The sequence below is a fragment of the Bacillus sp. CCNWLW194 genome, from assembly GCF_037120585.1.
GTDB classification, from domain to species: Bacteria; Bacillota; Bacilli; order Bacillales; family Bacillaceae_G; genus Bacillus_A; species Bacillus_A basilensis.
The window spans coordinates 220,907-233,335 of the sequence record NZ_JBBBBL010000010.1 but is presented as its reverse complement, the minus strand read 5'-3'; the positions used below and the strand labels follow the sequence as shown (position 1 = coordinate 233,335).

The 12,429-nt window shown below is 34.4% G+C and carries 11 protein-coding genes; 7 read left to right on the top strand and 4 right to left on the bottom strand.

Translation table 11 applies throughout. From position 1 onward, the window contains the following. Positions 1 to 173 precede the first annotated feature (173 nt). Positions 174 to 1,619, top strand: a complete 1,446-nt coding sequence (dbpA, locus tag V7S50_RS22550) for an ATP-dependent RNA helicase DbpA (RefSeq protein ID WP_242254063.1) — start codon at positions 174 to 176, stop codon at positions 1,617 to 1,619. A gap of 42 nt (positions 1,620 to 1,661) precedes the next feature. On the opposite strand, the gene V7S50_RS22545 is transcribed toward dbpA, so the two are convergent. Further along, complete coding sequence (locus V7S50_RS22545; protein ID WP_242254065.1) at positions 1,662 to 2,222, bottom strand: DUF1836 domain-containing protein; 561 nt, start codon at positions 2,220 to 2,222, stop codon at positions 1,662 to 1,664. A gap of 164 nt (positions 2,223 to 2,386) precedes the next feature. On the opposite strand from V7S50_RS22545, the gene trhA reads away from it, so the two are divergent. Together trhA and galE are read left to right on the top strand one after the other, a co-directional pair. After that, positions 2,387 to 3,034: a PAQR family membrane homeostasis protein TrhA gene (gene trhA / locus V7S50_RS22540; protein WP_063223977.1), complete on the top strand. Its 648-nt coding sequence runs from the start codon at positions 2,387 to 2,389 to the stop codon at positions 3,032 to 3,034. Between the two features lie 223 nt (positions 3,035 to 3,257). Then, positions 3,258 to 4,274, top strand: coding sequence for a UDP-glucose 4-epimerase GalE (gene galE, locus V7S50_RS22535; RefSeq protein ID WP_242254067.1), 1,017 nt, complete (start codon positions 3,258 to 3,260; stop codon positions 4,272 to 4,274). Positions 4,275 to 4,444: 170 nt separating this feature from the next. Here the strand turns inward: galE and V7S50_RS22530 are convergent, their stop codons facing one another. Then, the gene (locus V7S50_RS22530; RefSeq protein ID WP_242254069.1) at positions 4,445 to 4,846 is read right to left on the bottom strand and encodes a hypothetical protein; all 402 of its coding nucleotides are present in this window, start codon (positions 4,844 to 4,846) and stop codon (positions 4,445 to 4,447) included. 423 nt (positions 4,847 to 5,269) lie between these two features. On the opposite strand from V7S50_RS22530, the gene V7S50_RS22525 reads away from it, so the two are divergent. Both V7S50_RS22525 and V7S50_RS22520 read left to right on the top strand, forming a co-directional pair. Further along, positions 5,270 to 5,860: an AmiS/UreI family transporter gene (locus V7S50_RS22525; protein WP_000542569.1), complete on the top strand. Its 591-nt coding sequence runs from the start codon at positions 5,270 to 5,272 to the stop codon at positions 5,858 to 5,860. Positions 5,861 to 5,965: 105 nt separating this feature from the next. After that, positions 5,966 to 6,847 (top strand): NAD-dependent epimerase/dehydratase family protein, encoded by an 882-nt coding sequence (locus V7S50_RS22520; protein WP_242254311.1) that lies wholly within the window; start codon positions 5,966 to 5,968, stop codon positions 6,845 to 6,847. An 88-nt stretch (positions 6,848 to 6,935) separates the two neighbouring features. On the opposite strand, the gene sodA is transcribed toward V7S50_RS22520, so the two are convergent. Further along, positions 6,936 to 7,562 carry a superoxide dismutase gene (sodA, locus tag V7S50_RS22515; protein WP_242254071.1) on the bottom strand — a complete coding sequence of 209 codons (627 nt, stop codon included), beginning with the start codon at positions 7,560 to 7,562 and terminating at the stop codon, positions 6,936 to 6,938. Between the two features lie 216 nt (positions 7,563 to 7,778). On the opposite strand from sodA, the gene V7S50_RS22510 reads away from it, so the two are divergent. Both V7S50_RS22510 and V7S50_RS22505 read left to right on the top strand, forming a co-directional pair. Further along, positions 7,779 to 8,849, top strand: coding sequence for a nitric oxide synthase oxygenase (locus tag V7S50_RS22510; RefSeq protein ID WP_242254073.1), 1,071 nt, complete (start codon positions 7,779 to 7,781; stop codon positions 8,847 to 8,849). 361 nt (positions 8,850 to 9,210) lie between these two features. Beyond that, positions 9,211 to 10,779 (top strand): BCCT family transporter, encoded by a 1,569-nt coding sequence (locus V7S50_RS22505; RefSeq protein WP_242254074.1) that lies wholly within the window; start codon positions 9,211 to 9,213, stop codon positions 10,777 to 10,779. Positions 10,780 to 10,896: 117 nt separating this feature from the next. Here the strand turns inward: V7S50_RS22505 and V7S50_RS22500 are convergent, their stop codons facing one another. Further along, positions 10,897 to 12,195: an MFS transporter gene (locus V7S50_RS22500; RefSeq protein WP_242254077.1), complete on the bottom strand. Its 1,299-nt coding sequence runs from the start codon at positions 12,193 to 12,195 to the stop codon at positions 10,897 to 10,899. Positions 12,196 to 12,429: the final 234 nt, after the last annotated feature.

Genomic DNA, 12,429 nt, shown 5'->3' with positions numbered 1-12,429 from the left:
TAGATAGGGCAGACTTATTATTAAGGCTGCCCTTTACTATTTTAAAATTATACTTAGATAAATTTAGGTTTAAATGAATTAAAAACAGTGGATTAATATAGTATCTTACTATAGTCTAAAGTGAGGTATGAAGAACATAATAGGTTAAATATAAAATCAAATGAGGTTAATATATGAGTAAAAAAAGTTTTAGTAATTATGCATTAAGTAAAGAGATAAGACGAGCACTTACTGGTTTAGGATATGAGCATCCAACAGAAGTACAAGGAGAGGTTATCCCAGTTGCATTGCAAAAGAAGGATCTTGTTGTAAAGTCGCAAACGGGAAGTGGAAAAACGGCTTCGTTCGGTATACCACTTTGTGAAATGGTAGAGTGGGAAGAGAATAAACCACAAGCGTTAGTCTTAACACCAACGAGGGAACTTGCTGTTCAAGTGAAAGAAGATATTACGAATATAGGGCGATTCAAGAGAGTTAAAGCTGCTGCAATTTATGGAAAATCCCCATTTGCACGTCAAAAATTAGAGTTAAAGCAAAAGACGCATATAGTAGTAGGGACTCCAGGACGTGTATTGGATCATATTGAAAAAGGGACCCTTTCTTTAGAACGGTTAAAATATTTAGTGATTGATGAAGCAGATGAAATGCTAAACATGGGCTTTATCGATCAAGTAGAGGCAATTATTGATGAATTACCTACAAAAAGAATGACAATGCTATTTTCAGCAACCTTACCGGAAGATGTTGAAAGGTTATCCCGTACATATATGAATGCACCAACTCATATTGAAATTAAAGCGGCTGGGATTACAACAGATAAAATTGAACATACCCTTTTTGAAGTAAGGGAAGAAGAGAAACTTTCACTTCTTAAGGATGTAACCACGATTGAAAATCCAGACAGTTGCATTATTTTCTGTCGTACACAAGAAAACGTAGACCATGTATATAGACAGCTAAAACGAGTTAATTATCCTTGTGACAAAATACACGGTGGTATGGTACAGGAAGATCGTTTTGAAGTGATGGATGATTTTAGAAAAGGAAAGTTCCGTTATTTAGTAGCAACGGATGTAGCTGCGAGAGGAATTGATATTGATAATATTACACACGTTATTAATTATGATATTCCATTAGAGAAAGAAAGCTATGTACACCGTACAGGAAGAACAGGACGAGCTGGTAATAGCGGAAAAGCCATTACATTTATAACGCCTTATGAAGATCGATTTTTAGAGGAGATTGAGGCGTACATCGGTTTTGCAATTCCGAAGGCACACGCACCTTCAAAAGAAGAAGTTATAAAAAGGAAAGCTGCATTTGAAGAAAAAATACACGCTAAACCAATGATCAAGAAGGATAAGAATGCGGATATAAATAAAGGAATTATGAAATTGTACTTTAATGGCGGAAAGAAAAAGAAAATTAGAGCGGTGGATTTCGTCGGTACAATTGCTAAAATTCAAGGTGTTTCCGCTGAAGATATAGGCATTATTACAATACAAGATAATGTTTCTTATGTTGAAATATTAAACGGAAAAGGACCACTTGTTTTAAAGGTTATGAGAAATACAACGATAAAAGGTAAGCAATTGAAAGTTCATGAGGCAAATAAGTAAACAAAAAAACTATCCACTTTAATAGGTGGATAGTTTTTTTGTTTAAGATCCTTTTAAATCATCGACTAACTTCTCTGCTAAACGTCTATACATATTACTCATGTTCACTAAGGAGTTTAGTAATAGAAACTTTTCTAGTTTTGGATCTTCTAAGGAAGAAATCTCACTTACTTCTGAAACGCGGTTATTTATATCTTGTTTAAAGCTTTCGACGTTGTTTTCGGTAAGAGTAAGATAATCTTTATAGAGTGTATTTAATTCGAATGAACCATCGCTTAATAAGGATTCATTTATATGTTCTAAGGAACTTTTTATGTCATTAATGGAAAGAGCCCCTTTTAATTGATAAATTAAACTGATTAAAATCATATGCTCTTTTGAGTATTTTTTATTTTTGATTGGAATAAACAATTTACCTTTTGCATAATTGTTAATCATTGTTTTTGTTAATACCTTTTCATCATCGGTTCTTGTTGTATCCGTATAAGTGTTTTCAAATAGTTGGACAACCTGGTCTACATACAAATCGACATTTGGAATGTCTTTCAGTGTAATATTTTTTTCTAAATGTAATGTTTCAAGCAATTTATTTATATTTTCCACGTAGAACCCCTCACTTTTATGATTTAGTGGAGCGTAATGTTTAGTTTATCTCTAAATATGGTATTACGAAACAAATGAATTGTAAATGTTGACCTCTAATAATAATGTGTATATAATTACATATAGTTATTAAAACTACATGTAATTATATGAGGGGTGTTTATATGAATGCTTATATAAGAGAACCGGTTAATGCTTTTACCCATTTGGGAGGAGCTGTATTATCATTTATTGCATTACTAGCTATGCTTGTAAAAGTTTCTATTAAGATGCCATCTTTTGCGGCAATTACAGCTGTTATTTTGTTTGGCATCGGAATGATGGTTCTGTATACAGCATCAGCTGTATATCATAGTGTTGTAGCCAGTGAACGTGTTATTTATTTCTTTAGGAAGCTTGATCACTCTATGATTTTTATATTGATTGCAGGTACATATGCACCATTTTGTTTAATTACATTACATTCCGCACACGGTTTATTATTATTTTGTTTAGTTTACGCAACCGCCATTTGTGGTATTGTTTTTAAAATGTTTTGGTTCAATTGTCCAAGATGGCTATCAACAGCAATTTATATTACAATGGGGTGGTTAATTGTTCTGTTCTTTGCGCCGTTAGCTGCTAACTTAAGTACAGGTGGTATGGTGCTCCTAGTGCTTGGAGGTATTCTTTATACAATTGGTGGATTTATTTATGGAACAAAGCCCAAATGGTTAGAGTTTAACCATATGGGGCATCATGAAATTTTTCACGTGTTCGTGTTATTGGGAAGCCTTGCCCACTTTTTAAGTGTATATTGTTACGTAATTTAACAGTATGAAATTTCTGAGCAAATTTTATTTTTCTTGATTAATAAAAAAAGATATAGACACATATGTATGTTGAAGAGTTGCATAACGTAAAGGTTATGTGGCTCTTTTTTATATAAAAATAATTAAAGATAAATTTTTAGAATTATCAGTCTTTTTGTGGTAGGATAGATTTGTATTGAGGTTATAAAATTTTATAATTAATAATTAGTGGGGGACTATATATATGGCGATACTTATAACGGGTGGAGCAGGATATATTGGTAGTCATACATGTATAGAATTATTAAATAGTAATTATAAAATTATAGTCGTAGATAATCTTTCAAATAGTTCAATCGAGTCCTTAAACCGAGTAAAAGAAATAACAGGAAAACAATTTGAATTTTATAAAGAAAGTGTTTTAAATCGTGAAAAAATGAATGAGATTTTTTTGGAAAATAACATTGAAGCGGTTATACATTTTGCTGGGTTTAAAGCAGTGGGGGAATCTACTACAATCCCACTTACATATTATTATAATAATATAATAAGTACGATCGTACTATGTGATGTGATGCAGAAACATAATGTTAAAAATTTTATTTTTAGTTCATCTGCAACTGTATATGGAATTCCAAAAACATCACCAATTACAGAAGAATTTCCACTGAGTGTGACAAATCCGTATGGGCAAACAAAATTAATGATTGAGCAAATTATGCGTGATGTAGCAAAAGCTGATGATGAGTGGAGTATTGCGTTACTTCGTTATTTTAATCCATTTGGAGCACATCAAAGTGGCCGTATTGGAGAAGATCCAAATGGGATTCCGAATAATTTAATGCCATATGTAACGCAAGTAGCGGTAGGTAAGTTAAAGGAGCTAAATATATTCGGAAACGATTATCCAACGAAAGATGGGACGGGTGTCCGTGATTATATTCACGTTGTTGACCTTGCAAAAGGACATGTAAAGGCACTTGAGAAAGTACTTAAGACGAAAGGAATCGAAGCGTATAATCTTGGCACAGGTAAAGGGTATAGTGTATTGGAGATGGTAAAGGCTTTTGAGAAGGTTTCGGGTAAAAAAATACCTTATAAAGTGATAGAGCGTCGTCCTGGTGATGTAGCAATCTGTTTTGCTGATGTATCTAAAGCGAAACGAGAATTAGGATGGGAAGCGGAATATGGGTTAGAAGAGATGTGTGTAGATTCTTGGAGATGGCAAGTAAATAATAAAAATGGATATCAAATGATTTAAGATAGTTAGTAAAGTATTCTCTTATTCTTTTATGTATACAATAAATTGTAATCTTTATCATGTTGCTTGAGATCGGTAATATGTTCACTTGGGGAAAGAGAACATATTACTGATCATGGCGTTTGAACAGCAATTTGTTCTATATCAATTTTAGATACTGGAAAGAACTATTAATGAATGCGAACAAGTTGTTTATGATACACCGTATTACCTTCTTGGCTTGTATAAGGCGGTACGCTTCGTCCGAAACAATTTGCAATAATATTGGAGTGAGTAGGATAAGAAATACGAATTTCATACAAATTAATAGCTTCATCTAAATTGGCATAAAATACTGCTAGATTGTTGCCTTGTAAAGGGTATGGAAATTCTACAACTGTATCTTCACCAATGAGTACAGGTAATTTTACAGGACTAGAATAGTTAGACCAATCCCAAACCTCTATATTTATATAGTGTGCATAATATGCATCTAAATTTACAATGTTTATTACTGCTGAAACTGTTGCAGGCTCTCTTGTTAATACACCTGTTGAATGAATACCAGCTTGATGTGGATAATGAAGAGGCATAAATATCAGACCTTTCTAATTTAATATGATTGTACAATATTCTATGCAGATCATTGATAGAATGAAATAGGGAAAATGTATCATTCTATTAATTTTTTATAGAAATAAAAAATGTAATATTGAATAATATTCCAATACTTGTATCATTGGTAAAGTGCGTTTATAATCAAATAATCATTAGCTTTTTGATTGAATTACGTATTATTGAAAGCGTTTTTATTATGTGATACATTTCGATGGGCATGATTACTGTATGACATGTATCGAAGGGGTTTTTTTATCGTTTTTTAAGGTAGGAAGTCTGACTTATATTCGAAAAAACTTTGTATGTAGTTGTAAGTAAGAAGGAGAATAAGGAATAATATAATTTTTACAAGATGGGGAGGGACAGTGTGAAAATGTAAGGTTTTCACATGAGGATATATGGGTTACGTAGGATTATTACTTTCGGGTGCAGCTTTATTTTTAAATAGTCTTGTTATATTAGGAAAAGCAGAGATGAAAAGTGCGGGTGTTTTTAATTTATTTGTAGGAGCATTACAAATTATTATTCCGTTCTATCTGATCATGATTTCTGACCAAAGCAATTGGACAGTGTATTCATATGCAGCTACTTTCTTATTTGGATTAACCTATTTATATGTAGGTGTTACCTTTATAAAGGGAATGGATAGTAGCGGTCTAGGGTGGTTTTGTATTTGGGTAGCAATTATTGCTTTATTCTATATGGTTGTTTCATTTGTTCAATTCCATGATGTTGTTAATGCGTTAACGTGGTTTATGTGGGCATTACTTTGGTATTTATTCTTTGTATTAAATACACAAAAAAAGAATATCAATCAATATCTTGGAAGGATTGCTTTCGTACAATCATGGGTAACATTGACGTTGCCTTCACTCTTTTATTTTATGGGAGTATGGGGAGAGGGATTCGTATATGAACTATGGGTTTATGTATCCGTAATTTCTATTTTATACTTCTGTTATTGTATTTATAAATATCGAGTACGTTAATCTATTTTCTGTAGAAAAGCATGGAATCGTTACACTAATTCCATGCTTTTTATATGTTAGCATTTATAATAGAGAGGTAGTATTTTACAATTTATCAAAATGGGGATGATGAAGTTGAAAAAAGTATTGGTGCTAGGGGGAACTAGATTTTTTGGTAAACATTTAGTAGAAGCGCTTTTGCAAGATGGACACGATGTAACGATTGCGACGAGAGGAATTACGGAAGATTCTTTTGGAAGTGCAGTAAAAAGACTTATTGTAGATAGAGAAGATGAAGAGCAATTAACAGAGCATCTAGAAGATAAAAGTTATGATATCGTATACGATAATTTATGCTATAGCTCGAATGCAGCGAATATAATATGTAAAGTTTTGGAAGGGAAAACGAAGAAATACATTATGACATCTTCAATGGCAGTCTATGAACCTGCACTAAACTTATCAGAAGAGGAATTCAATCCGTTCGAGTATGAAATCGCGTATGGAGATAGAAATGACTTCAGTTATAGTGAAGGAAAGAGATTAGCCGAAGCAGTTTTATTCCAAAAAGCGACATTCCCAGTTGTGGCAGTTCGTTTTCCGGTTGTTATTGGAGAAAACGATTATACGAAAAGGTTACAATTTTACGTTGAACATATTGTGAGGCAAGAACCTGTCGCCGTGAATCATTTGGATGGAGAGTTGTCGTTTATACATGAAGAAGAAGCAGGGCAGTTTTTAGCTTGGTGCGGGACAGAAAGCATAGAAGGACCAATTAATGCTTGTAGTCACGGGGTAGTTTCTACTGGAGGAATTATTCATTTCATAGAAGAAAATACGGGAATAAAAGCACTCCTGCAAGAAGTAGGGAATCATGTAGCGCCTTATAATGAATTGATTAATTGCACATTACATAATGGAAAAGCTAATGAATTAGGATTCCCGTTCCGAGAGTTGAAAGTAGAAATAGCAAAAGTATTATGTTATTACATACATGCGATGAAATAATCATAAATCCCCCGGTGGCAATCCGGGGGATTCTGGAGGATTTCGACAATACTAATTTTACATTACCAAACTTACCTTATACGCACGACTAATGTTTTTGTGATTGAATTGCTTGTAAATACTTTTCATTTACCCGGTCCCAGTTCACTGTATGCCACCAGTTGGTAACAAATTCTGGACGCCGATTTTGATACTTTAAATAATAGGCATGTTCCCATACATCGATGACGAGTAATGGAATCTTACCTTCTTGCAAAGGTGTATCTTGATTGGGTGTACTCATAACAGCAAGTTCTTTACCATCAAGGACAAGCCATCCATATCCACTTCCAAAACGGCTAATTGCTGCTTTGGACAGTTGATCTTTTAAGTTGTCAAAGGTATTGAAATAATAATCGATTACTTTTGCAACGTCTCCATTAGGCTCACCGCCACCTCGTGGGCTCATTACTTCCCAAAAAAGACTATGACAATAATGACCACCACCGTTATTTCTTACAGCTGTAACAATTTCTTTTGGTAAAGTATCTAAATTACATAGTAATTCTTCTAAAGATTTATTATGTAATTCCGTATAATTTTCTAAAGTAGCATTTAAATTGTTTACGTATGTCGCATGGTGCTTTCCATGATGAATAGAAAGCGTGTTGCTATCGATATATGGCTCTAGTTCATCATAGTCATATGAAAGCTTTGGCAATTGAAATGAAGACATAACATTACCTCCTTTCTTTTTAAAAGTTGGCCTAGGTAAAAATAATTTACCTGAGTCAAAAATACACCTATTTTTCATACAAGTCAATAGTAATCTCTTTAATTTTCTGAAAAATATTACAATAAAAGTAACACTTCGACTTTCATTTGTGACTCGTATTCTTTTTGCTTATACTGTAAAGTAGTAACGTTTTGTTGAAATAGAAGGAGATCGTTTATGAGTAAAACGAAACAATTAATAGAAGAAGCGAGTCATTTTATTATGATTTGCTATAAAGAGCTTAATAAAGAACAATTCATAGAAGAGCGAATGAAAGAAATTCAAGCTGAGGTAGAGAATACAGGGACGTATGAGCATACATTTGAAGAACTTGTTCATGGATCGCGAATGGCATGGCGCAATAGCAATCGATGTATCGGAAGATTATTTTGGAGCAAGATGCATATATTAGATGCACGTGAAGTAAATGATGAGGAAGGTGTATATAATGCATTAATTCATCATATTAAATATGCAACGAACGACGGAAAAGTGAAACCGACAATTACAATTTTTAAGCAATATCAAGGTGAAGAAAATAATATACGAATTTATAATCATCAATTAATTCGATATGCAGGATATAAAACAGAAATGGGAGTGATTGGTGACTCTCATTCCACTGCGTTTACAGATTTTTGTCAGGAACTTGGCTGGCAAGGAGAAGGTACGAATTTTGATGTATTGCCACTTGTATTTTCTGTTGATGGAAAAGAGCCTGTATATAAGGAAATTCCTAAAAAAGAAGTGAAAGAGGTACCAATTGAACATCCAGAGTACCCAATCTCATCTTTAGGAGTAAAATGGTATGGCGTGCCAATGATTTCAGATATGCGCTTAGAAATTGGCGGTATTTCCTATACAGCGGCTCCGTTCAATGGATGGTATATGGGAACAGAGATTGGGGCACGTAACTTAGCGGATCATGATCGTTATAACTTACTTCCGGCAGTTGCGGAGATGATGAATCTAGATACATCGAGAAACGGTACGTTGTGGAAAGATAAAGCGTTAGTTGAATTAAATGTAGCTGTTTTACATTCCTTTAAACAACAAGGAGTGAGTATTGTTGACCACCATACTGCTGCACAACAATTTCAGCAATTTGAGAAGCAAGAAGCCGCTTGTGGTCGGGTTGTAACAGGGAATTGGGTGTGGCTCATTCCACCGTTATCTCCAGCTACCACTCATATTTATCATAAACCGTATCCGAATGAAATTTTGAAGCCGAATTTCTTTCATAAATGATATTTAGTATAGTTTTTTTCTGCAAAATATAATTTTTTTAAATTACCGTTACGTAGCAAATGGAAGCCTTTACCCTCGGTTATTTTTGGAAGGGACTTTTTGAACCAAGAAGTTCCTTATGTTATAATCAAATTTCTGTTTCGAAGACCTTATATAAATATAAGGTCTTTTGTTTTGCTTTTTTATGTAAGAGGAATAGAAATTTTCTTTTAAATAAGGGATTTAGCATATTTTTAGGGACAACATAAGTGTGTAGGAAATTGATAAATTATTATACTTATATAATCATTGTGTTTTGGGTGTAAAAAATAAAACATAATAAAGTTGTTTTTTTAGATTGCTGAGGAAGGAGGAAGTGTAAATGAGGATGAAGAGTCGAAAAACGGATTGGCCTGTATTTCTTATTAGTGGTGGCTCACTTTTATTATTTGTAATTGCGGTTTTTTTAAATAAAAGTTACGTAGAGGGAGTCATTAATAGCAGTTTTACAGCTTCAATTAAATATTTTGGTGCTTTTTGGCAAGTTTTATTAATTGGTACATTTATTGTTGCAATGTGTATGGCGTTCTCGAAATATGGGAGAGTTAAACTTGGGGGGCTAGAGAAACCTGAGATTAGTACGACAAAATGGCTCGCTATTATCATGTCTACATTGCTTGCCGGAGGTGGCGTTTTTTGGGCAGCGGCAGAGCCGATGTACCACTTGCTGACGGTGCCACCAATACATGAAGGTATATCTGCTGGAACGCAAGAAGCAGTCATGCCGGCTTTAGCACAAAGTTATATGCATTGGGGTTTCTTAGCTTGGACGATTTTAGGGACAATTAGTGCAGTAGTGATGATGTATGGGCATTACCATAAAGGTATGCCGTTAAAACCTCGAACGCTTTTATATCCTATTTTTGGAGAGAAATTGCGAAAGAGTATACTTGGAACGATGATCGATGCATTTGCCATTATTGCGGTAGCGGCAGGGACAATTGGTCCAATTGGATTTTTAGGACTACAAGCAAGTTATGGATTACAAGCATTGTTTGACATTCCTGATGTGTTTACTACTCAATTAGCCATTATTGTTTGTGTAGTAGCTGTTTCTACTATATCCGCGGTAACAGGAATTGATAAAGGAATTCAAATTATAAGTAATTTAAATGTTAGATTAGCAGTTCTATTAATGGTATTTGTATTACTATTTGGACCAGGTGGATTTATTATTGATTCATTTGTTTCTTCGTTTGGATTTTATATAAATGAATTTATTCCAATGAGCACATACCGCGGTGATACAGGTTGGTTAGGATCGTGGACAATCTTTTTCTGGGGATGGTTTATTGGATATGGACCGATGATGGCAATTTTAGTGAGCCGAATTTCAAGAGGGAGAACAATCCGAGAAATCATCGTTGCAATTGGAATTATTGCACCTATTATTACAACGTTTTGGTTTACTATACTAGGGGGATCAGGTGTATTTTATGAGTTAATGAATCCTGGTTCTATCTCGACCGCATTAAGTGAATCGGGTATGCCAGCGGCTATGATTGCAATTACAGAGCAACTGCCACTCTCCAATATTATTGGACCTGCATTTCTTTTATTAACAATTTTATTTGTAGTGACAACAGGAGATTCAATGGCGTATTCGATTTCAATGGCAGTGACTGGAGATGGAAATCCTAGAATTAGTTTGCGAGTTTTTTGGTCGCTTATTATGGGCGCAGTTGCAGCGATTCTTTTATACATGGGTGAGGGAAGTATTAATGCATTGCAATCATTCATCGTAGTAACGGCTGTCCCAGTGTCAATTCTGTTGTTCCCAATGCTATGGCTAGCGCCTAAAGTCGCAGGGGAATTAGCATTAAAACAAGGTATTGTAAAAGAAGAAGATAAAACTGCTTTCTTATTTCAGAAGGCTAGTAAATCAAAATAATAAATAAACAAATAAAAGAGGAAGCATCTTAAATGAGATGCTTCCTCTTTACTATTTATCCAACTACTTTTCTTGAAGGGGGATAGTTCTCGAACAATCATTTTGTACAGTTTTAATCTATTCTAATACTTTACCTTTCGTCTCTGGGACACATAATAGCATCGTAACTAAACCGATTGGATAGATAATGAAGATGAGAGAGAGTGCTCCCATTAAATTACCACCTGCAGCGAGTAATCCGATAATGACAGGCCCAAATCCAGCTAAACCACGTCCTGTACCGAAAATAAAGTTTTCTGCTGTAGAGCGAGCTTCAGCAGGATAGTTTTCAGCTAAAATTGCTCCGAATCCTCCCATCATGCCATTTGCAAAGAATCCAAGCAATGCACTTCCCCATAGCAATAATGTTGAATCTGTGAATAAGAAGAAGTAAATGAGACAGTAGATAGTACCACCGACATAATAGATTGTAAAAGTTTTACGGCGACCAATTTTATCGGCTAGAATACCAAAAGTTGCAATTCCAATGAGCATGCCGATTGTAGAGATGAACATCCAACCGCTCGCTTTTGCTAATGTGTAGTTATATTTATTCGCTAAAATAGTGGGCATCCATGTAAAGATTCCATAATATCCGAAGTTCTGGATGAATGACATAATAATAAGTCCAATTGTTGTTATCGTTACTTTTTTATTGGCAAATAACTTTCGAAGTGGGAACTTTTTCATTTGCTTTAGTTGTTCTACTTCAGTAGTTGTTAAATTACCTTCAGCTTCTTTTTGTAGCAATTCTTTTTTGTATCGTTGTTTTTGTTCCCATATTTTCGGTTCACTTAAACTTTTGCGAACGTAAACAGCTAATAAAGCGGGAATGAGTCCAAATAAGAAAACAGCTCTCCATCCAAAATACGGGACGATAAATGCTGGAAGGAGTGAAGCGACTAGTACGCCAAATTGCCATCCAAGTGCAACAACTGATGTCGCTTTAGCACGCATGTCTTTAGACCATGTTTCAGTTACGATGGCCATTCCAATCCCGAATTCACCACCAACTCCCATTCCAACTAAAAAGCGAAGAATTAATAATTGCCAATAATCGGTTGCGAAATAAATAAGTGCTGTTGCTAGTGAAAATAGTAAGATTGTGAAGGCCATCGTACGGATACGCCCAAATAAATCAGCAATAAATCCAAATAAATAAGACCCGATTAGCATACCTATTGTGGTAGCTAATGTTAAGTTTCCGCCTTCAACAGGGCTTAAATGAAATTCTTTTAAAATGTAGACAAGTACGAAAGATAAGAGCAACATATCTAAACCTTCTGCTGCATATCCTAGCGCAGAACCAAATAGTGTTTTATATCTTTTCTCTTTCGTCTCCTCTGTTGTTGATTGTAAATCAGTAGTGACGTTCATCATTATTCCCCCTTATTTTCTTCTACAGTCGCTATGGAAGAATAACAAAAGGCCTTCTCACCTGATATGATGAGAAGGCCAAAAAAGCATACGTATCCCTAAAAAGAACATACGTATATTGTATTCCGACTTCCTTCTCAACCTCACGGGGTTGGGTTAAAGGACTGTATTATATTACTTTATTTTTAGCACTCTTCTATTATATTGTCAAATAAAGATGGAATTGTTCTGTGT

What these genes read in the sequence shown, in the direction of transcription:
- dbpA (WP_242254063.1), top strand. Translation starts at nt 174, where the DNA reads ATGAGTAAAAAAAGTTTTAGTAATTATGCATTAAGTAAAGAGATAAGA.
- trhA (WP_063223977.1), top strand. Translation starts at nt 2,387, where the DNA reads ATGAATGCTTATATAAGAGAACCGGTTAATGCTTTTACCCATTTGGGA.
- galE (WP_242254067.1), top strand. Translation starts at nt 3,258, where the DNA reads ATGGCGATACTTATAACGGGTGGAGCAGGATATATTGGTAGTCATACA.
- V7S50_RS22530 (WP_242254069.1), bottom strand. Translation starts at nt 4,846, where the DNA reads ATGCCTCTTCATTATCCACATCAAGCTGGTATTCATTCAACAGGTGTA.
- V7S50_RS22525 (WP_000542569.1), top strand. Translation starts at nt 5,270, where the DNA reads ATGGGTTACGTAGGATTATTACTTTCGGGTGCAGCTTTATTTTTAAAT.
- V7S50_RS22520 (WP_242254311.1), top strand. Translation starts at nt 5,966, where the DNA reads ATGATGAAGTTGAAAAAAGTATTGGTGCTAGGGGGAACTAGATTTTTT.
- sodA (WP_242254071.1), bottom strand. Translation starts at nt 7,562, where the DNA reads ATGTCTTCATTTCAATTGCCAAAGCTTTCATATGACTATGATGAACTA.
- V7S50_RS22510 (WP_242254073.1), top strand. Translation starts at nt 7,779, where the DNA reads ATGAGTAAAACGAAACAATTAATAGAAGAAGCGAGTCATTTTATTATG.
- V7S50_RS22505 (WP_242254074.1), top strand. Translation starts at nt 9,211, where the DNA reads ATGAGGATGAAGAGTCGAAAAACGGATTGGCCTGTATTTCTTATTAGT.
- V7S50_RS22500 (WP_242254077.1), bottom strand. Translation starts at nt 12,195, where the DNA reads ATGAACGTCACTACTGATTTACAATCAACAACAGAGGAGACGAAAGAG.